This is a genomic window from Gilliamella sp. wkB72 (genome assembly GCF_001693745.1).
In the GTDB taxonomy this organism is placed as follows: Bacteria; Pseudomonadota; Gammaproteobacteria; order Enterobacterales; family Orbaceae; genus Gilliamella; species Gilliamella apicola_E.
In genome coordinates this window covers 36704-62785 of record NZ_LZEI01000019.1, presented here as the reverse complement: position 1 = coordinate 62785, position 26082 = coordinate 36704, and the positions used below count along the sequence as shown (strand labels likewise).

Here is a 26082-nt window from a genome sequence, read left to right as displayed (position 1 = left end):
ATATGCTTCCAGAAATACGCAATTATGGTCAAGAAGTCACACTTATCATGAATAGTGGAATTCAGTTTCTTGATTTTGCATTAAAAATAGATTGGAAAGATAATAAATGGCGAAGTAAAGTTAATGGCTGTTTTATTGATCCATCAGAAAGCGGAGCACTAGTTAGATTAATTGAAGATATCGATAGTGGTAAATTTTTTGCGCCGGATAATCTCTCTTTTGCTGTTACGCCAACTCAAGAGATAAGTGTTGACCAATCATTAAAACTGTTTGATGGCATTTGGTTACCTGTGCCAGTTTTAAGATCAATGCCACCAGAGCGTTTTGATAAAGGCCCGCATAACTGGAGTCGAGTTCGAATTGTTAGTATTCCAGAAGGTGAAGATGCTGATGGCAATACACACCGCATTACATTCGCCTTCGATACAAAAATTTTCAGCAATATGCAGGACGTTGCTTATTTAGCGCCGACTGAAAATGATGTCAAAACAGGAGCTGTTTTTAGTTTAGCTCATCGTTCAGATCAAGTTGCTTGGTACTTAGAGCAAAAGTGGATCACCAGTTGGTTAATTGATCTATTTCAAGAGTTAGCGCCCCAACCAGAGCGACTAAAAATTCATAAAGATGATATTGAGTTAGAAATAAATAATAAAGCTTACTATGGTCATTATTTAAATATTCTTAATTTGCTTGCTGATTCATTACAGTTACCAAAAATCAAAATTGTCTCAAATAATCGAGATGATGTGGTCAAATCAATTCCTGTTGATATGATTTTAGATGTTGGTAATTCTAGAACATGTGGAATACTAATTGAAGATCACGTTCAAGATAAAGATAGCTTAAATCGTCGCTATGAGCTTGAAATTCGGGATTTAACTCAACCTGAACATATCTATAATGAGCCGTTTGAGAGCCGAGTAGAATTTGCACAAACCTTCTTTGGTAAAGAGCACTTTTCTTTGCAAAGTGGACGACGTGATACTTTCCGCTGGCCTAGTATTGTACGAGTTGGAAAAGAAGCCAGTCGTTTAGCTAGTCGTCGTGAAGGGAACGAAGGTGCAACGGGGCTTTCAAGTCCAAAACGTTATTTGTGGGATCAGGAGAAGTATGAGCAAGGTTGGCGATTCAATTCTCATTATGTGAAGAGCGATCATGAACCCTTTGCAACGGCAGAGCCGTTCTCTAGCTTAATTAATGAATATGGTGAAGCACTGCATGTCCTCAGTAATGAAATTGAGGAAGAATTTGATCGTAAAATGCCTGTGTTTCATCCAAAATATTCACGTAGCTCACTGATGACATTTATGCTATGTGAAGTATTAATGCATGCTTTAATGCAAATAAATAGTGTTGCTCAGCGTAATAAGCTTGAACACGCTAGAACGCCTCGTAATTTACGTTCAATTATTCTTACTATTCCCCCAGCGATGCCAAAACCAGAACAAGCTATCTTTAAAAGCTGTGTTTATCAAGCTATCGGTTTGGTATGGAAAAGTTTAGGTTGGGATAGTTCTGACGATGATATAGATTTTAGTGATCCTGAACAATTAAAAAGTATATGGCCAAACATCCCTGAAATTTACATTCAGTGGGATGAAGCGACCTGTGGCCAAGTGGTCTATCTCTTTAATGAAACCCAAAACAATTATAATGGTCGATCAGAAGAGTTTATCGCTTCAATGGTCAGACCAGATAAAACCAATAAACAAAAATTAACGATTGCGACCGTTGATATTGGTGGTGGCACAACTGATTTAGTTATAAATGATTATGAACTTGATTATGGTGCTAATAAACAGCTTAGTGGCAGTAATGCTTACATTGTTCCGACACAACGTTTTCGTGATGGATTTAAAGTCGCTGGTGATGATATTTTACTTGATATTATTCAAGATACCGTTTTATCTTCGCTAAACAATGGGCTAAAACAAGCTGGGCTTGCAGATCCTAATCCGATTTTATCTACTATCATTGGTTCTCAGCAGGTATCAATACAAGATGCAGTACTGCGCCAACAATTAACTTTACAACTGTTTACGCCAGTAGGCTTGCATGTATTAAAGCTTTATGAGCTTTATGATCCATTACATGCTGAGCAGCATGTTTATAACATGACATTTAGTGAATTACTGCAAAATAATGCGATGACCGATCATGTTCTGAATTTTATCAATGAACCGATTAGTCGAGCATTAAATAATCCTGAATTTTCTGTGCTTGATCTAAATGTGGAAATTGACCTTAAACGTATTCATCACTTATTTATTCGTGGTGATTATTACAATATTTGTAAAACGTTTGATGCGTTATCAGAGATTATTAGTTGTTATCAATGTGATGTATTGTTATTAACTGGCCGTCCTTCGCGGCTGCCAGGTGTACAAAGTTATTTCCGTTCACGATTATCAATGCCAGTAGGACGTATATTACCATTACATGGTTATTATACAGGTGGATGGTATCCATTCCATAAACAAGAACGTATTGATGATCCAAAAACAACGGCTGCTGTTGGCGCTATGTTATGTTTTCTAAGTAAAAACTTAAGATTACCGAATTTCTATTTTAGATCATCGAATATGGATTTATATTCAACAGTCAAATACATTGGTTTGTTAGATAATCTAAACATGATAAAGAAAGAAAATATTTATTATCAAGATATTGATTTAGATGATCCTGATTATGATTTTCCTGACCATTCTTTCGAAATTAGAGGCACAACAAGGCTTGGTTTTAAACAGCTTGAAATCGATCGTTGGCCTGCATCACCAATTTATATTTTGACTATTGAAAATAGTGATGTGGCTAAACGGTTGAGTGCTGAGGGTGTGGTTTTAGAGGTAACTTTAGGCATTAAAAATCGACAAAAAACTGTTGAGAATTTTTATATTAAAGATGTCAAAGCTTCAGATGGACGTGCTTGTAATAAAACCAAGGATATCAAACTTAATTTAAACACAATGGTAAATTCAGGTTTAATTAGCACACAATATTGGCTTGATAGTGGAATGATAAAACGATGAAAAATTTAAATGAACAACTCCCTAAATCCTGGGAACAGGTTTATCAAGCATCAGAACAAGCAATAGAGTGGGTGAGTCAAACCCGAGATTCATCAAAGCGTTTGAACAATGAGGCTGATAATTTAATTCTAGATCTACGTCGTTTGCGTAATAGCGCAAAACGATTGGGTGATGTGTCAACCAAGTCTGTTGCGGTGGGCTTTTTTGGATTGTCGCAAGCAGGTAAATCTTATCTCATTTCAGCGTTAGCTGCGGGTGAGAATGGTAAGCTTGAAACCGTTGTCGATAATGAAATTTTAGATTTTATTGATCATGTCAATCCTGTTGGCGGTGGTAAAGAGGCAACGGGACTTGTTACACGATTTAGTCGTACCGCTGAAGGTGGCATTGCCAACTATCCGCTAGAGCTTAAACTTTTTCAAGAAATCGAAATTGTTAAAATTTTAATTAATGCATATTTTAAAGATTTTGATCAACAGAAAGTTGTGAATAAGATTGAATTTTCAGAGTTAAATCAACTTATTCAACAATCTGAAAATAAAAAACAATCTGATTATACGGGTGGTATAACTGAAGATGATATTGTTGATCTCTATGATTATTTATCTGAAAACTTTGGTAATTCACTTGAAGGTTTAAAAGGGGGGTATTGGGAGAAAGCTGTGTCTTTACTACCTTATCTTTCGACTGTAGACCGAGGTGCTTTATTCTCTGTGTTGTGGGGTGGCATAAGTGAACTCACTGCGATTTATGTGCAGTTAGCTACGACCTTGTCAAGTTTGAACCATGCTAGTACTATTTATGCACCTCTTTCAGTATTGGTGAAGGAGCATGATGGTAAAAAGTCACAGATTGATAGCATAATGAATGTTGATATGCTTGAAAGGTTAAATACGGAGAAAGATTCATCTGTATCCGTTACACCACTCAATGGAATCCCAACTTCGATATCATTAGCTCAATTAGCTTTTTTAACCGCAGAATTAATCTTCCCTTTAGTAAATCAAACTCGAGTACCAACTTTTGAGAAGGTCGATTTACTTGATTTTCCTGGATATCGAGGTCGATTAAATTTAATTTCTATCTCTGATGTTAAAGAAGGTAATCCAATTGCTCAACTTTTATTGCGTGGTAAAGTTGCTTATCTATTTGAGAAATATACTGATAGCCAAGAAATGAATGTTTTGGTTGTTTGTACTCCATCAGATAAACAGTCAGATGTTAATGATGTTGGTCCAGTATTAGAACGTTGGATTGATAAAACGCAAGGTGAAACCGCTGAGAAAAGGGCTACTAAAAAAGCTGGCTTACTATGGGCTATTACCATGTTTGATAAAAGAATTGGAGCATCATTACATCAATCAGAAGATAATCTAAGTAATACTTGGGGTAAAGGTGGCTTATTACAACAAACTATTTTAGAACGTTTTGGTAGCTATGATTGGTTATCCAATTGGTCAAATAATGGTAAATTTAATAATGTATTTTTGGTTCGTAAACCTGGATTTGATGTACCGTTTTTAAATGTCGACGCCAAGGCAAATCTTGAATTATCTTATAATGATAATTATCAACAAGAAATGTCAGTTTTGAAAAAGACATTTGTTGAAAATCCAGATATTAAAGAGTATGTAAGCGATCCAGACCAAGCTTGGGATGCGATGTTGAAACTAAATGATGGTGGAATTGGTCGAATTAGTCAATATTTAGAACAAGTCGCGATTACTGAAGTTAAACAACAACGAATTGTTGAGCAACTCAATGAGAAAATAGATTATATCATCAATATGCGTTTTGATACTTGGTATCAAGCTGGCAGTGATGAAGAACTTGGTAAGAAAAAACAAATCATTAGTGGTGTAGTAAAAGAACTACAAGGTAAAGCGTTATTATTAGGCGAACTACTTAAAGTTTTAGAATTGCCAGATCAAACTATTCGAGCCCTTTATCATTCAAGCCATATAAATAATGAAGTTAGCAGTACAGGTAGTGATGATATATTAGATAATTCTTCAAACGATTTTGGTTTAAATACTGAATTTGAGCTGTTCCCCGATTCTAGCTCTCCTCTAAAACCTAAAGCTGTTGCTAGTTTACCTACTGAATCAAAATTTGCGAAAAACGTATTTACTGCATGGTTGGAGCATTTAAGAAATATTGTATTAGATAAACATATATTACAATTTTTTGGACTTGAGCAAAAATCACTCTCTTTTATTGTTGAAGAATTAATAACTGCCGCTAACCGTTTAAAACTTGAAGCAAGTTTAACGCAGAAAATTTTAGATATCGAAAATATGGGAAGTAAACGTGATGATCTTGAGTCTCGACAAATTAGCTCTATTCATCTCTTTTTGACCGACTTTATTGCTTGGCTTGGGTTTATTCAAGGGCAAGCAAATGAAATACCGACAAGCCGTGTTAATCAAGGTAAACCTATATTTTCTTCACCGTTGAGCCAATTCTCAAGTCAATTATCTCATCCACTTCCAGTGCTTGATGATAAGACTAAAAATTATTCTCAGTTTGCTATATTTGATTGGTTTATTGCATTTGCGGTGCTGGCACAAGAAAATGTCGGGCATCACGCTGGGCGTGAAATTAGTCAAGAACAAAATTCTCAACTTGGTGAGGTTTTAACTATCTTTAAACAATCGAAAATAAAATAATATGTTGTGATTATATTAGATGGTTATCATTTAATAATTATAAAAAAGGTAGCTTAAACTACCTTCTATTATGAAAGATTTATCAATCCATATTGATAACATTATAATTGTGAGATAGAGGATATCATGGCATTAAAAATTGAATTAGAAGGCTACAAGCCAGGTATTGCTAAATTTTTGGCACAAAAATGGAATGGTAGTGCCGATATTGATATGCTTATTCAACGTAACCAGGATGGTTATTATTTATCAGGTCTTAATCAGTGGGGACCAGAAAAAAATTGGCATACATTAACTAATATGTCGGTAGATAATGAGCAATTAACTGGCCAAGTTGATGAGTGGTTAGTTGACTCATTATTGTCTCAAGAAAACCGTGTTAGATTTCTTATTCAGATCCGTGATAAGCAAAATGAAAGCTATATCGATAGTGGTGTTGTTAATATTGGTGAAACAGTATTTCCGTCATCTGCTCTAAATACTCAACAATCTGATGCTATAGAAGAAGATAAAATTGAGCCTGATGAGATTGTTTCGAATTTTACTGAATCAGATTCTAAAGCACCTTCAGAATCTGATGTTCCTCAAACTGAATTGCCTGTTGCTGAAGAAGAAAATCAGGTAATTGCCGAGCCTGAAGTTGAAATAGAAGCAGCTCCTGAGCCTGAACCTGCGATTACACCAGAAGAAGTTTCTACTCCACAACCCGTTAAATCAAAAAGTAAAAAGGGAATAATTATCCTAATTTTTATCACATTATTAGTTTTAGCTGGTCTAAGTGTAGCGGCATGGTATTTCTTCTTTTCAAAAGATAAGAGTCCTTTGACTGCGACAATGAATAGTCAGTGTGACGTTACAAATGCAAACAGTAATGATTTATCTTTTATTCAACAGTGTTTACAGTCAAAACCTGATACGGACACAATAATTGAGATAATAAATCAAGCAAAACAAGCAAATAAATGTAATATCGCTCAGCGTTTATATGCTAATCAGTCTTTGCTGAATGCTAAAATTGCTTTACTTTATGCTAAAGAATATGATGAAAAATTTTATCAAGATAATCAGTGCTTTAAAATTGATAAAGGTACCGCAATTTATTGGTATGAAACATCATTGAATAATGATCCTAATAACGTTTTAGCTAAAGAACGCCTAGCTGAATTGCAAAAATAATAAGGTACAGGTATGAAAAAAACATTAATTTCAATATTGATTATCGGATTTAGTCTTACTTGCTTACCTTTAGTTACGTCAGCTTTAGAACCATTAAAGCAAGCAGGTAAAACAACACTTTATCAGCGAGTTCTTAGTACTCCGACGTGTGAATTGAAGAAGAATATTAATGATGCTAAAGGCCAATCAGTACCTGCGTTTTCTCGTTATTATGTCTATGAACGTAAAAATGAGAATAATCAAGAATGGTTAAATGTTGGTCCAGATTCTTACGGCAATACAGTTGGTTGGATTAATAATTCATGTGCGGTTGAGTGGAATATGCAATTGACGTTAGTGTTCACAAATCCAGTTGATCGTGACCCTCTGTTATTTTTTAAAGATAAAGCCTCATTATCCTCAATTGTTGATGCGGATAATCCTGAAACGTTATTAAAACCCATTCGAGACGCACTAAAAGAGAATAAAGCCGTACCACAGATTCTGGCTCAAGAACCTAAGGAATTTGTTGATTTCAAGAATAATTTTTATTTATTACCGATTTTACAAGGCGAGGAGGTAATGAATGGGCAAGGTTTTTATGAACGAATTTTAGAGGTGGCTTCAGTTAGTAAACAACAAGCGGTGGTTAAAAGTAATAATAAACCATCTACCTCATCTTCGGATGATAATACTAACCAAGTTGCTCCATTTAAAGCTGCAATTGTGTTTGTTATTGATTCAACGATTTCGATGGATCCTTATATATCGAGAACAAAAGAGGCTGTTGAACGAGTTTATCAGCGTATTGAAAAAGAGCAGTTACAAGATCAGGTTAAATTTGGATTGGTATCCTTTCGTTCAAGCCTAAAAGCTTCGGATAAATTGGAGTTTGTCAGTAAAATATTTGTAGATCCAAATCAAGTAAAAAATAAGGAAGAATTCAAAAAACTTAGTGCTTCTCTTAAACAAGCCACGGTCTCAACAACTTATTTTGCTGAGGACTCTTACGCGGGCGTTGCACAAGCGTTAAATGATATTAATTGGAATAATTTTGGCGCTCGATATATGATTCTAATTACTGATGCAAGCGCTATTCCTGGCGATGATAAGCTTTCAAGTACAGGTATGGATGCTGCTCAATTACGACTTGAAGCACAGCATAAAGGTGTTGCAATTTATGCTTTACATTTAAAAACGCCAAGTGGTGAAAAAGATCATCAAGTGGCCGAAAAGCAATATTCTGATTTGACCTATAACGATTTTATTCATAAATCACTTTATTATCCTGTTAATGCTGGCGATGTAAATGAGTTTGGTAAAAAAGTAGATTCATTAGCTCAAGCATTATCAGAGCAAGTTAAATTAGCCTATAAAGGCGAGTCTTCAGTTGGTAATGCCCTTAATGCCAAAGATGATAATGACTCTAATATGTTAAAAGATGCTTTACTATTAGGTAAAGCAATGCAGCTAGCTTATTTAGGTGATACTAACGGCACTAAGGCTCCGTCAGTTTTTAAAGCCTGGATAGCTGATAAAGACTTTGTTAAACCGACAATTCCAACAGCAGAACCTAGAATTTTACTAACTAAATCACAATTAAGTGATTTAAGCGATATTGTAACTAAAATCGCTAATGCTGCTAATGATGGGTTAATTTCTGCCGATGATATGTTCTCACAATTACGTTCTGTTGCTGCTGCGATGGGGCAAGATCCAAGTAAATTAAAATCAGATTCAGTCACAAAAATTGCTGATTTAGGACTATTAGGTGAATATTTAGATAATATTCCGTATAAAAGTGATGTAACTAGTCTTGATCAAGAGACATGGAAAAGTATGAGTGGGATTGAACAAGAAAAATTCATACGTAATCTAAATAGTAAAGTGCGTTATTACCAAAAATGTAATGCTGATGTTGATCGTTGGATATCACTATCTGAAGGTAGTGACCCTAGAGAAAACGTTTACCCGATTCCATTAGAAATGTTGCCATAAAATATGTTAACTATAAATAATTTGGTGATTTCTAGACCGATCGGTAAATCTTTTTTTAAGGTTTGTTTACCTGAGCTTTCGGTGAAAGCAGGGCAAGTGGTTGTCATTAAAGGTGATAGTGGTTGCGGTAAAAGTACTTTACTTGAGATGATAGGCTTGATTCTTAAGCCAGATGAAGTCGATTGTTATAATCTTATGGTTGATAATGAAACTTATGACATTGCTAATGTGATTCATCAGAATAATATTAATCAATTAGCCAATATTCGAGCGCAATATTTGGGTTTTATGTTACAAACAGGTGGATTATTACCATTTTTAAATATTAAAAATAATATTTTGTTATCAGCTAAAGTATTGCGAAAACCTGTTGATTCTAATCGATTTGACTATTTGGTTGATAAACTTAATATTGCTCATTTATTGAATAAATATCCGAAACAACTATCTATAGGTGAAAGGCAACGGGCATCTTTTATTCGATCTATTATTCATAAACCCGCGTTATTATTAGCTGACGAGCCAACCTCTGCTCTTGATCCTTATAATGCAAATTTGTTATTTGATTTAATAATAGAACAAGCTCAACAAGATAATATTGCTGCAATGATTGTTACACATGATTGGCAACGAATTGAAAATAAAGGGTTGTTCACTTTATCGGCAAAATTAACATCTATGCAATCGTCAGAATTTTTACCGTCCGTTATAAAGTAAGGTGTAAAATATGGATAAAGTAACATCAAAGTGGCGGTTTATTTCTCGATTATCATTGGCCGATTTATGGTATGACAAGAAAGTATCATTTTGTATTATTGCTTCAATAATATCAGTTATTACACCCTTGTTACTTTTGTTTAGTTTAAAATATGGTGTTGTTGCACAGCTACGCCATCAATTACTTAATGATCCACAAAATTTAGAAGTAAAAATTGTTGGTAATTTACAATTTGATCAGTCAATGTTTGATTGGATTAAAAACCAACCTGAAACTGCATTTGTTATTCCTCTTACACGTTCATTGAATACCCAAGCAGATATGTTTAAAGATTCTGGACATTTTGTTAATAATGTTGAAGTTCTTCCAACAGCAAAAGGTGATCCGATAACCCAAAATATGCCATTGATTAGTCAAGAAAATCAAGTTTTATTGAGCGCTCTAGCTGCTGAAAAAATGCAAGCAAAAATAGGAAGCCGAGTAAAAATGGTAATCACAAGGCAACTGGATGGCAAAATTGAAAAAGGTATGACGGAATTGGATGTTATTGGCATTGTGCCTGAAACTTATTATGGACGTGCAGCCGGCTTTGTAAGTTTAGACCTTTTAATTGAAATGGAACATTTTTACGACGGTTTTCAAAGTGAAATTTTTTCAACCGGAACCGGTTTGGCTAATTCTACTTATCCTGATTCATTTGCCAGAGCGCGAATTTATGCCAATTCTCTTGATAATGTTGCGCCTTTATCATTGAAATTACGTGAAAAAAATATAGAAACTCGAACACAAGCAAATGCAATTGAAAATATGCAAGCAATTGATAAGGTACTTAGTTTTATTTTCAGCGTGATTGCTATTACCGCAATTTTTGGTTGTATATTATCCTTTAGTGGTTCATTTTTATCTAATATTGAGCGAAAGCGTAAAGATATTGCTTTTATGAGACTTATCGGATTTAAGTCTAAGGAAGTGATGTTTTATTTGCTTACTCAAGCGATGGCATTAAGTTGCTTAGCATTTATTGTTTCATGTGTACTTTTTTTATTAGGGAATTGTACATTTAATCTGGTCTTAGGTAAAAATTTAGTTTCACAACCAATTGTAAGTCAATTACAATTTTATCATTTTATTATCGCATTTGTATTAACGTTATTTATATCATTTGTTGTTGTTGCGATAGGAGGACGAGGTGCTATTAGTATTCAACCAGCAGAAAGCCTACGCGAAGCGTAATTTTAGACCAGTTTTCTTGGCAATTGGATTAGGTTTAATTTCGAGTATAAGTTATGCTGAACCATGGGATAGTAAATTTTATAATCCCAAACCTTCAAATGATGACGTTATTTTACCTATGCCATGTGAAGGCAGTTTGGTGATGAAAAAAGTTTTTACACCAACACGTAAACTACTAGATGATGTCAAAATTGTTTTAGGTAGTAATAATAAAGAATTAGGTTTTGCTGAGTATGCGACTCCTAATTATATATCTGGTAGTTTTTCCGATGCTGGTAAGGAAAGGTATTTTCTTATTGGTAAATATGAAATTACTGCACTTCAATATCAAGCTGTTATGAATGATACTTGTCCAACCGCTAAACCTAATCTTATTTTCCCAATTACTGAAGTTAGTTGGTTTGATGCCGTTGCTTTTACTGATAAATATAATCGATGGTTACTTAATCAATCTACAGTTAAATCAATTGATGTACCTAAAGGTTATGTTCGATTACCCAGTAATACTGAATGGGAATATGCAGCACGAGGTGGGTCTAAAGTTACGGAATCGGAATTTAGAGAATCAAGATTTCCTATGACTAATAACTTAGAAAATTATGCTTGGTTCTCAGGTGCTAAATCAGCAAATGGTAAATTGCAGCTTATTGGGCGATTAGAACCTAACCCTCTTGATATCTATGATATTTTGGGTAATGTAAGTGAAATGATGTTTGATTCATTCCGTATGAATAAGCTTGATCGTTACCATGGACAACAAGGCGGTATGATTGTTCGAGGAGGCAGTTATTTAACCCCTGAATCCTCAATGACAACAGCTATTAGAACGGAAAAACCTTATTATGATGCTCAAAGTGCATATAAAAGCAAAGATGTTGGTTTTCGTTTAGTTTATACAAGTGAAGTTATTCAGTCAAATGATCTGGTAAAACAGCTCGATCAAGAATGGAACGAATTAGGTAATGGTGCTGGCATTTCGAAGAATGAGAATGTTGTCAATGAACTTGAAAAAATCACTAAACAAGTTGATGATGAAAAAACTAAAAAGGAATTAAATCAACTAAATGCCCTATTACGCAGCGCTAATCAAGCGCGAGATGAACAAAGAGACCGCTCGATTCAATCAGCACTACAATTAGGTGCTTTCCTCTGTGCTAATGTATCAGATTTGAATGATAAATTTGAATATAATAATAATCTGTATGAAACAATGACTGAAGAAATCTGTGATCCAAACGAAATAGATTCTTTAGATGATGAAAATATGTGCTCGAAAGTGAAATTAAATAATTTAAAAAATGTCTTAGATGAATCTAAAAAGGCGCGTGATTTTATACTAAAATATTATTCTGATACGATTGTAAATACTGCTACAAATTATGAAATAGACACGATTAATAATCAATCTAAACCCACACAATTTATTTTAGAAAATAGTGGTAAGGCTAATATGAGTGATTATTTAAAACTCTATTTCAAACATATTAATCAATATATTGAATCAGGGAAGATCGAGCGTTCCACTTGGCTTCAAACATGTAATGAAATAAAAGGGAAAAAATAATGAATAAACTAATAGTAACGATAACCTTATGTATCTCAATGGTTTTAACTGGTTGTCAGAATTCGGGTGGGGCAAGAACTAAAGGTGTAGATCCTACCTTAACTAAAAGTAATAGTGCTAAGTTCTTTAGTAAATCAGCATGGCAGTCTTGCGCTGTAGGTGCAGGTGTAGCTGGTGTTGGATGTTTTTTATTAGGTGGTAAAGCAGGTACTTGTATTGCGTCAGCTGCAGTGGGTTGTGGTGTAATGATGGGTGCAAATTACTATCTTGATACTAAACGTGCAGAATACGCTGATGCCGAAATGCGACTTGATGTTTATATTCAAGATGTTCAGCAAAATACTTATGAAGTTCAAGCTGTAACAGAAACAGCTAAAACTGTATTAGATAAAAATTTAGCAACACTTAAAACATTAAATAATCAAATTAAGTCACAAACAGTGAATAAAACCGAAGCTAAACGTGATTTAACTCAAATTGATGCTAACATTGCTTATTTAACAGATAAATTATCTCGTATGAAAAAAGTTGAAAGAGATTGGATATCAATTTCTGCTCAAGAACGACGATCAGGCGTAAACGTTTCAAAACTTGATAAACAAATTAACCAATTACATAAACAAATTGCTGTGCTTGAAAAGCAAGTCAACCTTGTTACTCAGCAACGCTCAGCAGTGAAGGTAAGCTAATATGAAAAAGATTTCACTTATTTTATTACTAAGCTCGCTCGTTTTTTTGAGTGGTTGTTCAACAACGCCAGAACAGTGCGATCCAACCAATACAAACATTGGTATTTTGGACAAAATTAGCTGTAATTATTCTGGTAATTATCAAGCTCGTATTGATAAGAAAGAACAAATATTAGAAAACGAGAAAAGAGCTAATGCGCAGTTTAGAGAAATTTACGCAACTATTGAGAGACAGAAAAACTCTACATCACTGAGTGTTAAACAAAAACAAGCTCAATTACAAAAATTAAAAACTGAGTTAACTCAGTTAACCAATGAGGTCAAAGCAAAAGCTAAAAATCGTAATGATCTTCAAGCTCAAGTTAAAGACATTGAACAGCAGATGAATAAAGTTAATAATTCAAATGCATCTGACATTGAAAAACAAGTTGAGTTAGATAAGTTAAATAAAAAGCTTCAAAGATTACAAAAAGCGTTAAATATTTGATTTGATATTGATTAACTAAAAAATTTGTTGAACATAGGGAAATAAAGAAACAATGCAGCGAATAACAAGAATTATATTTGATAATGGTGATCCTAATAAAGCGTCTTTGTTAGAACAATATAATTCTTTGTTAGCATTGTTAAAAAGAAATTTAACAGAGCGGACGTTTTCAATTTTAGGTATTCCTAAGTTAATTGATAATAATCAATATGTTGGTTGGTATAGTAATCTTGAAGGTCAACCTGTCTTACTTAGTAATATTGAAAACGAGGAACATAAAAAGCAGATTGAAAAAACGCTATATACTCGGATTAATGACATTGAATTAGCGATTAAAACGATGTCATTAACAATCGAAGAACAAACTTTAATATCAACCTGGTTGCCGAGAATTAAAAGTTTGGGTAATACAATTTATGTTATCAACGATGATCCGGTTATAGTTAATACTTTTGAAGAACCTATTTTACCTAAATCTCCTATAACACCACCGGTAGTTCCACCAAAATCATTTTGGCGGTGGTGGTATTTCTTGTTGCTTGCCTTATTTTTAATTGGATTGCTTGGTTTACTTTGGTACTTCTTCTGTCCATATGGAAAAGAAAAAATACCTGAGCAAATAATTGCTCAAAATGTAGAAGAACATAAAACGGAACCAACTCCAATAGTTGAACCACCAAAAGAGCCTGAAATAAAATCGGTACCAGAAGATGTTAAAGTTAAACCAGAACCGGTTCCTGAACCTATTCCTGAACCTGCACCTGCACCTGCACCAGTAGAAAAAGCAAAAGATTGTGTACCTAAAGAAGAAGTGCTCAATAATAAAGACGCACCTAAAATGGTTTTGATTTTCGATAATTCAGCTTCCATGACAATTACCTTAATGGAGTCACAAGCAAGTATTAATAAGTTTTTAAAAGCTAATTTTTATTCAATGACTCGGAAAGAAGCTGAAGCTTATGAAAAGCGGATGACCCGTTTACCTAATCGTTTATCAAAAAGCAAAGAAGTTGCAGTAACAAGTATTGATAAAATACAACAAAATATCGATATTTCACTTGTGACATTAACAAGCTGTCCGGCAGCACAAACAACACCATTTTATTCTTATCAAAATAGAGAAAAACTAAAAAATAAAATTAAACGATTGCGCCCTTTAGACTATAACAGTGCAACACCATTATACAGTGGTGTTAAACAGGCGAGTAAACTCCTTGATGGCGTTAATCGTGATGATTATATTTTAATTATCAGCGATGGTGAGGATAATTGTACTCGTGCTAATATTTGTACCCTTGCTACTAAAATTGCAGCAGAAAAACCACGTTTAAAAATAAATATTGTTGATATAGCTGGGCAACATAAAATAGATTGTGTTGCAAAAAGAACGGGGGGAAATGTTTATATAGCTAAAAGTCCAACAGAGCTTATTAATCAAATGAATAATGCAGTTTCAAATATGAATATTAGTAAGCCTATTTGCGAATAAAATACCGAGTAATTTTTCAAATTACCGGCTAATGATGAGGATTAAGTTAAGAAATGCAAAGAATAACTCGCATAGCTTTTGAACAAAGTAATTTAAACAAGATGCAGTTGCTGGAACAGTATGGTTCTTTACTTTCAATACTTAAACCACATCTAACCGCTAGAACATATTCAATTTTTGCTACACCAAAATTAATTGAAGACAATCAATATATAGGCTGGTATACAAATCTTGAAGGGCAACCCACCTTACTTAATGACATAATTGACGAATCTCATAAATCTGAAATTAAACAAACTCTAGCTACTAGAATCAATGATATTGAAACAGCAGTAAAATTAATTTCTTTAACTAATGAACAAAAAACTCTAGTTTCTTCATGGTTACTGAGAATTAAAAACCTAAAGAATAATATTTATGTAATCAATAATGAGCCGGTTATTGTCGATACATTTGAACCTATCGAACTACCAATTGCTCCAGTAATAGTACCAAAACCTTTCTGGAAATGGTGGTATACTTTGATTTTAGCCTTACTTTTATTAGCAGCTTTAGGATTATTATGGTACTTTTTTAATCCTTTTAAAGAATCTAAAAACGTCGAGCCTATAACTGTCAAGGAAGAAAAAAAAGTAGAGCCAACTGTTGAACAACCAAAAGAACCAGTTATTAAGCCTCAACCAGAGCCTGAAGTAAAGCAAGAACCTAACGTTCCTGAACCCCAACCTGTTGTTAAGCCAAAACCGGTTCCAGATCCGATTACTAATCCTGAGTCTAAGCCTGAAGTAAAACAAGAGCCTAAAGCTCCTGAACCTCAACCTGTTGTTAAACCAAAACCGGTTCCAGATCCGATTACTAATCCTGAGCCTAAGCCTAAGCCTGAACCTAAACCTGAACCAAAGCCAAAAGTAAAAAATCCACCAAATTGTATTACTAAAGAAGAATTAGCCAAAAATAGTAATCCATCTAAAATGGCATTAATATTCGATAATTCATTATCGATGACTGTAACTTTAGCTGAATCACCAATGGAAGTCGGGCAATATTTCAATTATTTAAGCTATGGTTATCCGAGAGGTATGTCTCAGCAAGATAAAATAGATTATGACAAACGAATGACGCGTTTACCAACTCGTTTATCAACCAGTAAAAAAGTTGCATTAACAAGTATTGATAAAATACAGCAAAATATTAATATTTCATTGGTGGCACTTAATGGTTGCCCAGTAGCCGATACTACGCCTTTTTATAATTATTCAAGTAGAGGTGCTTTGAAAAGTAAAATTAATAGATTAACACCAAGTGCTGCTGGTGGTGGAGGAACACCACTTTATAGCGGATTAGAAAAAGCCAGCCAAATGCTTGACGGTGTAAAACGTGATGATTATATTCTTATAATTAGTGATGGTGAGGATAATTGTACGCGTGCAAATATTTGTACTCTTGCTAATCATATAGCTACCCAAAAACCTCGTTTGAAGATAAATATAGTAGATATTGCAGGTGAACATAAAATAGACTGTATCGCAAATGCGACAGGTGGCAAAGTGTATATTGCACAAAGTCCTAAAGATATGATTAGGCAGATGAATAAAGCTGTTTCAGACTTAAAAATCAATAGGTCTGTTTGTCAGTAATTAAAGTTAATAGATGGAATTTATCACATAAAATTACTTTTTAATTTTTAATAAATTTGCAAAAAAAAACCAGACACAATGTCTGGTTTTTTATTAGATAATTAATTAGAAATCCAAATTAGCTGCTTTCAAGGCATTTTCTTCAATGAATAATCTACGAGGTTCAACCTCATCACCCATTAATGTAGTAAACAATTGATCTGCTTCAATGGCATCTTTAATGGTTACTTGTAACATTCTTCGGCTTGTTGGATCCATGGTTGTTTCCCATAATTGTTCTGGGTTCATTTCACCTAAACCTTTATAACGTTGGATAGTTAATCCACGACGAGATTCACGAATTAACCAATCAACTGCATCTTCAAATGAGCTAACTGGTTGTTTTCTCTCACCACGTTGTATAAATGCGCTTTCCTCAAGTAAATCTTTCAATTGTGATCCTAAATGGCAGATATTTCGATATTCATTACTATGAATAAACACTTGATCTAATGCATAATTAGTATCCACACCATGAGTTCTTATTTTAATAACAGGTATATACAATTCTGCTTTTTCGTTGTAATCCGCACTATAAAGGTAGGTACTACCGTGTTGCTCTTTATTAGATAGTTTTTCAACAATAGATTTTGCCCAATTTTCAGCTTTGTGTTGATCTTTCAAGATATTTTCATCTAATACTTCTTGATAAACTAATTCTGATAATAAGGCTTTAGGGTAGCGACGTTCCATTTTAGTAATTAATTTTTCGACTTTCTGATATTCGGCAATTAATTTTTCTAAAGCTTCGCCAGCTAAAGCTGGAGCATGGTCATTAACATGTAATGATGCATCTTCTAATGCCAAAGCGATTTGGAATTGAGTCATTGCATCGTCATCTTTAATATATTGCTCTTGTTTCCCTTTTTTGACCTTATATAGTGGTGGTTGAGCAATATAGACATAACCTCGTTCAATGATCTCAGGCATTTGACGGTAGAAGAATGTTAGCAATAATGTTCTAATATGCGATCCATCAACATCTGCATCGGTCATAATAATAATGCTATGGTAACGCATTTTATCTGGATTATATTCATCACGGCCAATGCCACAACCTAAAGCAGTAATTAACGTTGCTACTTCTTGTGAAGAAAGCATTTTGTCAAAACGAGCTTTTTCAACATTTAGAATTTTACCTTTTAACGGTAAAATTGCTTGGTTTCTACGATTTCGTCCTTGTTTTGCAGAGCCACCTGCAGAGTCCCCTTCCACTAGGTATAGTTCAGATAAAGCTGGATCTTTTTCTTGGCAATCAGCAAGTTTTCCAGGCAAACCACCTAAATCTAAAGCGCCTTTACGACGTGTCATTTCGCGAGCTTTTCTTGCTGCCTCACGAGCTCTCGCTGCATCGATAATTTTACCTACTACAATTTTTGCATCTGAAGGATTTTCAAGTAAATATTCAGCTAGTTTTTCGCCCATTACAGACTCAACTGCTGATTTAACTTCAGATGACACCAATTTATCTTTAGTTTGTGATGAGAATTTAGGATCAGGCACTTTTACTGATACAACAGCAATTAACCCTTCTCGAGCATCATCACCTGTAGCACTAATTTTTGCTTTTTTGCTATAGCCTTCGGTTTCCATGTAGTTATTTAATGTACGTGTCATAGCGCCACGGAAACCAGCCAAGTGAGTACCACCATCACGTTGAGGAATGTTATTTGTAAAACAATAGATATTTTCTTGGTAACCGTCATTCCATTGTAGTGCAACTTCGACACCAATATTATCTTTCTCAGTACTAAAATAAAAAATCTTTGGATGAATTGGGTTTTTATTTTTATTTAGATATTCTACGAAAGCTTGAATACCACCTTCATAATGGTAATGTTCACTTTTACCTGTACGTTCATCGGTGAGTTTGATTGAAACACCTGAATTTAAGAATGATAGTTCGCGTAATCTTTTTGCCAGATGATCATACACAAATTCAATGTTAGAAAAAGTTTCTGGACTTGGCCAAAAACGAACATATGTACCTGATTCAGTTGTTTCACCAATGATTTTTAGCGGTTCTTCAGGAACGCCTAAATGATAAATTTGTTTATGTATTTTACCTTCACGATAAATCACTAATTCTAACTTATCTGATAAAGCATTGACGACTGAAACACCAACACCATGTAAACCACCAGACACTTTGTATGAATTATCATCAAATTTACCACCGGCATGCAAAACAGTCATAATAACTTCTGCTGCGGAAATACCTTCTTCTTCATGGATGCCAGTAGGTATACCTCGACCATCATCTCGTACAGAAACGGAATTATCAGGATGGATTGTAACTTCAATATGGTGACAATAACCAGCTAATGCTTCATCAATGGCATTATCTACCACTTCAAAAACCATATGGTGAAGCCCTGTTCCATCATCAGTATCACCAATATACATACCTGGGCGTTTTCGGACAGCATCAAGTCCTTTAAGTACTTTAATGCTGGAAGAATCATAAGAGTTAGACATGGATTTCTCGACTTATTTGATTATTTATATCATTTTGTATATTTAAGAAATTATACCAGAATTTATGTGAAAAATCTTATCATTTTCATCGATCATATGGCTAATTTGCTCTTGATTAACCGCTGTAATGAAAACTTGAGATTGTGCTGATTTTAATCGTTTTGCTAATAAGTTACGTTTATTTTTATCAAGCTCTGAAGCAAAGTCATCAATTAAGTAAATACAGGATTGGCCTGTTGTTTCTGAGAAATATTCACCTTGAGACAAACGTAATGCACACATGAGTAATTTTAATTGTCCCCGAGATAATAAATCTTCAACAGGAATATTATCTATTCGTAATTTTAAATCTGCTTTATGAGGACCTAGCGAAGTATAATTAATGAACTTATCTCTTTCAAATTGTCTATATAATATATCTGAATAACTGATTCCATGCTCCCAGCCCTGATAATATTGGCAATTAAGTTGATATTCTGGTAGAAAATCATGACAGGTTTGCATAATTTGAGGAAATATATTTTGGCTATAACTAGCCCTAATCTGGCTGATTTTTTCTGCAATCGGTGCTAACTCTTTATCCCAAGGTAATAATTGATTATAGTTTGATGACTGTTTTAATAAAGCATTACGCTGTTTAAAGAGGCGTTTTAAGTTATTCCAAAGTGATACAAATTCAGGATAGTGATGAAAACACCCCCAATCTATAAAAGCACGGCGATATTTTGGTCCTCCGGTAAGTAGATCAAATCCTTCAGGCGTAATAAGTTGAATTGGTAATAATTTAGCTAAATCCGTCAACCGAAATCCTTCGTCACCATCAATTTTTATGGTATTATCGTTATGGCGTGTTTTTGATAAACCTATTGTTCGAGTTTTTTGTGCAGATTCAATTTGACTAAATAATACTAACTCTGGTTTTTCATGTTGTATTATTCGATTGGATTGAATATGTCTAAAAGCTCGACCATGTCCGAGCATATAAATCGCCTCTAGTAGGCTGGTTTTTCCGCTACCATTATCACCAACTATATAATTAAAATGTTTGGATAATGATAATTCAGCATAATCAATATTTCGAAAGTGATAAATTTTGATTTGAGAAAGTGTCATGTCGGTAAAGTTTCCGGCCGAGGCCGGAAGTTTAAATGATCGTTAATTATAAGCGCATTGGCATAACAACATAAGTTGCAGATTGGTTGTTGATATCTTCAATTTGCACACTTGATGTTGCATCGGTTAATAATAATTGGACGCTATCGCATTTTAATGTGTTTAATATGTCCAATAAATACGTTACATTAAAACCAATTTCAAGCTCTTGAGATTCGTATTTTACATCAATAACTTCTTCTGCTTCTTCTTGTTCAGGATTGTTTGCAGTAATTTTAATCTGATTGCTATGTACATATAATCTTATGCCGCGAAATTTTTCATTTGAAAGAATCGCAACACGAGATAAAGCATTTCTTAGTTCTTCACATGATACTTCAAGTGGTTTATCAGGATTACGAGGCATTACACGTTTATAATCAGGAAATTTTCCATCAATAAGTTTTGAAGTAAAAGTAAAATCGCCAAGACTAATACGTAAATTATTGTTACCAATTTGCATATTAACTAGCTCATCATTATCACCAACTAGTTTTGCCAGTTCAATTACGCCTTTTCTTGGTAAAATGACTGAACAGGATTCAGAGATCTCATGACCAACAGGTTGAGCACACACAGCTAATCGATGACCATCAGTTGCAACGGTTTTTAATAGACCATCTTCAATTTCAAATAGCATACCATTTAAATAATATCTTACATCTTGGTTAGCCATTGAGAATTGAACTGCGTCTATAAGTCGTTTGATAGTCTTTTGAGGTATAGAAAGTTCAACATCACTTTGCCAATTTTCTAGATTAGGAAAATCTGATGCAGGTAGTGTAGATAAAGAAAATTTACTTCGACCTGACTGAATAATCAATCGATTATCGTCAACGCTTATCGATATTTGAGCATCACTAGGAAGATTTCGACAGATATCAAGAAACTTTCTAGCTGGAACAGTTGTAGCACCCGCTTCACTAGGCTCTGTTAGGGGAATATGAGATATCATCTCAATTTCTAAATCTGTTCCCGTCATGGATAGCGTGTTTTCACTCACCTGCAATAATAAATTACCTAAAATGGGGAGGGTAGGTCGGCTACCTAATGGTGCACTAACAAGTTGCAATGGTTTGATAAGTTTTTCACGATCTATAATAAATTTCATAGTGTTAATTCTTTTTTAAGTTGATAATGTTCGAATTAAATTGGAATAATCCTCTTTAATGTCATTGCTTTCTTCTTTTAACTCTGCGATCTTCCGACATGCATGTAATACTGTTGTATGATCTCTTCCACCAAAACCATCACCTATTTCTGGAAGGCTTTTGTTGGTTAGCTCTTTCGCTAACGCCATTGCTACTTGTCTTGGTCTTGCGACAGAACGAGAACGGCGTTTAGATAATAAGTCAGAAACTTTAATTTTATAATATTCAGCAACCGTTTTTTGAATATTTTCAATAGTAATCAATTTTTCTTGTAAGGCAAGTAAATCTTTTAAAGCATCTTTGACAAAATCAATGGTGATAGATTTGCCTGTAAAATTAGCATTGGCTATAACTCGATTAAGTGCACCTTCTAATTCTCGTACGTTTGATCGTAGTCGTTTAGCAATGAAAAAAGCGACCTCTTCAGGTAATTTTATTTTGTTTTCGTCTGCTTTTTTCATCAAAATAGCCACTCGAGTTTCAAGTTCCGGTGGTTCTATAGCGATGGTTAAACCCCAACCAAACCTTGACTTCAAACGATCTTCTACACCATCAATTTCTTTAGGATAACGATCCGAGGTTAGGATAATTTGTTGGTTGCATTCTAACAATGAATTAAATGTATGGAAAAACTCTTCTTGTGAACGCTCTTTATTTGCAAAAAATTGAATATCATCAATAAGGAGAGCGTCAACAGATCGATAATAGTTTTTAAACTCTTCAATGGCATTATTTTGTAAAGCTTTGACCATGTCTTGAACAAAGCGTTCTGAATGCATATAAACAACTTTAGCGTTAGCTTTACCTGCCATAATTTCATTACCAACAGCATGTAACAAGTGAGTTTTTCCTAAACCTGTTGAGCCATATAAAAAAAGAGGGTTGTAAGCTTTTCCTGGATTTTCAGCTACTTGTTTAGCTGCTGCAACAGCAAGTTGATTAGATTTACCTTCAACAAAGCTGTTGAAAGTATGCTTATGATTAATACCTGAATAATAAGTATGATTATTATTATTCTCTTTTGTTGTTTTCCAAGAAGGTACAACATCAGATTTATTAATTTTAGATTTTTTTTCTACAGATAAAGTTGAACCAACTTCCAAATATAATTTTAGTGAATCATTACCCAGTAAATTATTCAATAATTGCGAAATAGTCGTTAAATATTTATTTTTAACCCAATCTAATACAAATCTGTTTGGAGCATAAATATAAAGTTTATTCTCAACCATTTCCACTTGTAACGGTCGAATCCATAAATTGAATTCTGTTGTAGGAAGCGCTTCTTGTAATTGAGAAAGACAATCTTGCCAAATCGAGGTAGACATGGCTACTCCTTTAATTGGGATACTAACAATACTGGAATGATTATAATCTTTTTTGTGGATAATTTGTAGGGTTCAAGCAATATATAATTTAATTATTAACATATAAATGAAAAAACCCAGCCGAAGCTGGGTTCAAAGGTGTAATTAATAACAAAAACTATTTTGTTTGATCAATTACTTGGACCTCTTGCACATTACGTGCTTTAACTTCAATTTCAACACGACGATCTGGTGCTAAACATGCTTTTAAGTCAGCGCCACGAAGTGCATTACATTTATTACCAGTAACTGGTTGTGCTTTACCCATACCGCGTGAAGTGATGATTTCAGCTGGAACACCTTTTTGAACTAAATAGTTCAATACAGTGTGTGCACGACGTTCTGATAGTTTTTGGTTATAGCTATCTGAACCGATACGGTCAGTGTGACCAATTACTACGATAGCACTTTGAGTTGGGTTAATTTTAACAAGAGTTGTTAATAAATTATCAAGTGCTTGACGACCTTCTGCTTTTAAATCAGATTTTGCATAAGCAAATAGCACATCTTCATTTAAAACATAACGATTTACTTCAGTTTTGATTTCAACTGGAGCTGCAACAGATGGAGAACCTAAACGGTAAGTAATACCTAAGCTTACAGTTCCTGCATCTGGAGATGCGTGAGTTTTAGTATGAATATGTTGAACATATTGGTATTCTAAACGAGTAGAGAAATCTTCGTTAAGACGATAATCAAGACCTAAAGCATAAACTGGTGATAAATCAGTTTTTGTTTTACCACGGCCGTAAGCTTCTTTGATATCACCACTATTTTTCCATTTAGCAATAGTTACCATTCCACCTGCACGACCATAAATATCTAAATCGTCAGAAATGAATGATAGTGGGTAACTTAATTTACCAGTTAAAGAAACGCCTTGTGCTGAAACTTTACTGTTACCAGCGTTAGAATGATCACCAAGATAAGTTCTTTTATATTTTGCAGAACCTAACCAATCATAACCTAATTCAAAAGCTAAGTAAGGATTAGCTTGGAAACCAAGGAAAGCACCGCCAGCAACATTACTTCTATTAGAAGTTTTAATACCAGCTTCATCTTTATCATAACCACGAACTTTATTTGCGTCTAGATTATAAAGTTCTGACCAACCTAATTTAGCACCTACATAAAAAGTATTGTCTTCATATGCAGCGTTAGCGGCAGTAGCGGTTAAACTTGCAACAGCCATTGCTAGAGCTAGAGTTGTTTTTTTCATTTTTTTGCCTCAACTTATTTGTTGTAATAGACGTTGTTTAATTTGCTTTTATTGTTTAATTTTACTTAATTTTTACGGTGTTTTATACTTAATGACCAATTATGTTACACATAATCTATTACGTATTATAGCACAATTATTATTCGGATCTAGAATAATTGATAATATATTGTAAAAAAATTAAACAATCTTATTTATAATAATATATAAATCGTTAATTGAGTTTGATAATGTGTTAGCCATAATATAGAAATCAGCTTCTAAACGTTTATCAAATTCATCAGATCCAATATCTTCATTTTCATCTAAAATAACAGAATCAAATTTAATTCTTTTCAATGTTAAGTCAGGATTAATAATAAAATTGATTCCACGTTCATCAATGATTTTAAGTTTGGTGACCCATTTACCAGAATCTAAATGAACTAACATTTCATCACTTGTAATATCTTGATTTTTACAATTGATAATCCCATTACCTTCAAGTGGATCTTTTAATTCTGCTTCATCACCCAATATAAAAGGAGGAAAACTAAGTTTTTCTCTAACCCAAGTTGTCATAATCTTTTCAAGCGGTTTTTCGATGGAAAGCGGCGTTAATGCTAATGCTCCAAGTTCTTTCCGCAAAATCGCTAGAATATCTTCAGCAAGTTTAAAACTACTGCAATCGATAATAATCCTTTTGTTTTCAATGTCGATCCATAACCAATAATAGTTATATTTGCTAAATGCTCTAGGCATTAAATCGATCATCACTTCATCTTTTAATGTCGCTTTTTCATTTTTACTAAGTTTACGGCTTAATGCCTTCTCTTGCTTGTCAACCTTCTCATTTAAGGCTTGTTTGATGACAGGTGCAGGTAAAATTTTAGTTTCTTTCTTTATTCTTAATAATAAATGCCCTGGCATATCAATAATAAAATCATCCAAATTGTTATCATCGTAAGGGGATACCCAACCCATTTTGGTGGTATCTAAATTACCACAAGGAGAAAATAAAGCAGATTTGAGTGCATTTTCAATAGTCTGTTTATCCAGTAAATTATCATTATTAAGTTGATAGATAATTGCGTTTTTAAACCAAAGCATAGTGTAATTTTTCCAAAAATTAATTCATGAAAATTATTTAATTAAAATAAGATTTTCACAGAAAATAAAGTATTATTAATAAGATTTAATAAAAGTATTAAAATTTATAAGATAAGCCCATATAAATGGATGTTATCGTACTATCATCAACCATAGGGCTGTCAGCTGCATCACCAGTCAGTTTATCAATATGAATTCCGCCAAAAGTAGCGATATTATCTGTTAAAGAATATTGCGCACCGATTTCAAAGTAAGGTGTAAAAGAACTATCTGCATTGAAATAGCGTAATCCTGAACGTGAAGATTCTTTATGAGATACACCATAATAATAGTCATTATGTTTACCATCAGCCCAGTTAATACCAATAGTAGGTGCGATAATTAAATTACCTTGTATATAAGGAACAGTATAGTCGGCATTAACTAAGATTCCATTACTATTATTGAGCATATCAGCGCCAATACTACTTGAAAAAATACCCCAATTAGTGGTGATATCATAATCAATTTCAGCTAACACAGTGGAATGACGACTATTAAGTTGTCTTAACTTATGATTGTCAGAATTATGAGGTTTAAATTCATTAGCAAGATAACGAACGCCAAATGATAAACTTTGATTATCGTTGTTAAAAGCGTAAATACCAGCTGATAGATCATCAATAAAAAAATAGCCGTTATCATAATCAATATGAGGAACCGGATAGTAACTTGAACTATAATTTTTATATGGTGAGTTAGACCAACCCAAACCGACGCCTAATGAAGTAGGATCTGCTGACGCAATATGAGTATACCCTAAAGGAAACATTGATAATAGTGAGATTATGCAGCTTAATTTTTTCATTTTGATAACCACTCATACTGATATGATTTAAAACAATTATTGTAGTTATTTTGTCACTCAAGGCTTGTTGTC

The 26082-nt window shown here is 33.7% G+C and carries 18 protein-coding genes; 11 read left to right on the top strand and 7 right to left on the bottom strand.

Translation table 11 applies throughout. The annotated features are described in order from the left end of the window. The first annotated feature begins 2 nt into the window (after positions 1 to 2). From A9G07_RS09375 to A9G07_RS09325, 11 genes are all read left to right on the top strand, one after another. Entirely contained in the window at positions 3 to 3029 is a 3027-nt protein-coding gene (locus A9G07_RS09375; protein WP_065562899.1) for a virulence factor SrfB, read from the top strand. Then, positions 3026 to 5698, top strand: a complete 2673-nt coding sequence (locus tag A9G07_RS09370; protein ID WP_065734943.1) for a putative virulence factor — start codon at positions 3026 to 3028, stop codon at positions 5696 to 5698. Before A9G07_RS09375 ends, A9G07_RS09370 begins: the two co-directional genes overlap by 4 nt. Before the next feature lie 126 nt (positions 5699 to 5824). Then, positions 5825 to 6874 carry a hypothetical protein gene (locus A9G07_RS09365; protein ID WP_065734942.1) on the top strand — a complete coding sequence of 350 codons (1050 nt, stop codon included), beginning with the start codon at positions 5825 to 5827 and terminating at the stop codon, positions 6872 to 6874. A gap of 12 nt (positions 6875 to 6886) precedes the next feature. Beyond that, the gene (locus tag A9G07_RS09360) at positions 6887 to 8851 is read left to right on the top strand and encodes a vWA domain-containing protein (RefSeq protein WP_065734941.1); all 1965 of its coding nucleotides are present in this window, start codon (positions 6887 to 6889) and stop codon (positions 8849 to 8851) included. Between the two features lie 3 nt (positions 8852 to 8854). After that, on the top strand, positions 8855 to 9568 hold the full coding sequence (locus A9G07_RS09355) for an ABC transporter ATP-binding protein (RefSeq protein ID WP_065734940.1): 714 nt from the start codon (positions 8855 to 8857) through the stop codon (positions 9566 to 9568). 10 nt (positions 9569 to 9578) lie between these two features. Then, a complete protein-coding gene (locus A9G07_RS09350; protein ID WP_065562894.1) occupies positions 9579 to 10802 on the top strand; it encodes an ABC transporter permease in 1224 nt (407 codons plus the stop codon). Then, positions 10759 to 12366, top strand: a complete 1608-nt coding sequence (locus A9G07_RS09345) for an SUMF1/EgtB/PvdO family nonheme iron enzyme (protein ID WP_065734939.1) — start codon at positions 10759 to 10761, stop codon at positions 12364 to 12366. The genes A9G07_RS09350 and A9G07_RS09345 overlap by 44 nt, the downstream gene beginning before the upstream one ends. Then, positions 12366 to 13055: a hypothetical protein gene (locus tag A9G07_RS09340; protein WP_065562892.1), complete on the top strand. Its 690-nt coding sequence runs from the start codon at positions 12366 to 12368 to the stop codon at positions 13053 to 13055. The genes A9G07_RS09345 and A9G07_RS09340 overlap by 1 nt, the downstream gene beginning before the upstream one ends. Before the next feature lies 1 nt (position 13056). Then, positions 13057 to 13542: a hypothetical protein gene (locus tag A9G07_RS09335; RefSeq protein ID WP_065562891.1), complete on the top strand. Its 486-nt coding sequence runs from the start codon at positions 13057 to 13059 to the stop codon at positions 13540 to 13542. 52 nt (positions 13543 to 13594) lie between these two features. Continuing rightward, a complete protein-coding gene (locus A9G07_RS09330; RefSeq protein ID WP_065734938.1) occupies positions 13595 to 15031 on the top strand; it encodes a VWA domain-containing protein in 1437 nt (478 codons plus the stop codon). Between the two features lie 53 nt (positions 15032 to 15084). Further along, positions 15085 to 16668 carry a VWA domain-containing protein gene (locus A9G07_RS09325; RefSeq protein WP_065734937.1) on the top strand — a complete coding sequence of 528 codons (1584 nt, stop codon included), beginning with the start codon at positions 15085 to 15087 and terminating at the stop codon, positions 16666 to 16668. 105 nt (positions 16669 to 16773) lie between these two features. Here A9G07_RS09325 and gyrB read toward each other — a convergent pair whose 3' ends face one another. The 7 genes from gyrB to A9G07_RS09290 form a co-directional block, all read right to left on the bottom strand. Further along, entirely contained in the window at positions 16774 to 19185 is a 2412-nt protein-coding gene (gene gyrB, locus A9G07_RS09320; protein ID WP_065734936.1) for a DNA topoisomerase (ATP-hydrolyzing) subunit B, read from the bottom strand. Positions 19186 to 19227: 42 nt separating this feature from the next. Further along, positions 19228 to 20298 carry a DNA replication/repair protein RecF gene (gene recF, locus A9G07_RS09315; protein WP_065562887.1) on the bottom strand — a complete coding sequence of 357 codons (1071 nt, stop codon included), beginning with the start codon at positions 20296 to 20298 and terminating at the stop codon, positions 19228 to 19230. A 46-nt stretch (positions 20299 to 20344) separates the two neighbouring features. Next, on the bottom strand, positions 20345 to 21448 hold the full coding sequence (gene dnaN, locus A9G07_RS09310) for a DNA polymerase III subunit beta (protein ID WP_065734935.1): 1104 nt from the start codon (positions 21446 to 21448) through the stop codon (positions 20345 to 20347). Positions 21449 to 21463: 15 nt separating this feature from the next. After that, entirely contained in the window at positions 21464 to 22816 is a 1353-nt protein-coding gene (gene dnaA / locus A9G07_RS09305) for a chromosomal replication initiator protein DnaA (RefSeq protein ID WP_065734934.1), read from the bottom strand. Positions 22817 to 22973: 157 nt separating this feature from the next. After that, entirely contained in the window at positions 22974 to 24074 is a 1101-nt protein-coding gene (gene ompA / locus A9G07_RS09300) for a porin OmpA (protein ID WP_065562884.1), read from the bottom strand. Positions 24075 to 24254: 180 nt separating this feature from the next. Continuing rightward, a complete protein-coding gene (locus A9G07_RS09295; RefSeq protein WP_065734933.1) occupies positions 24255 to 25163 on the bottom strand; it encodes a recombination-associated protein RdgC in 909 nt (302 codons plus the stop codon). 97 nt (positions 25164 to 25260) lie between these two features. After that, entirely contained in the window at positions 25261 to 26010 is a 750-nt protein-coding gene (locus A9G07_RS09290; RefSeq protein WP_081303415.1) for a MipA/OmpV family protein, read from the bottom strand. Positions 26011 to 26082: the final 72 nt, after the last annotated feature.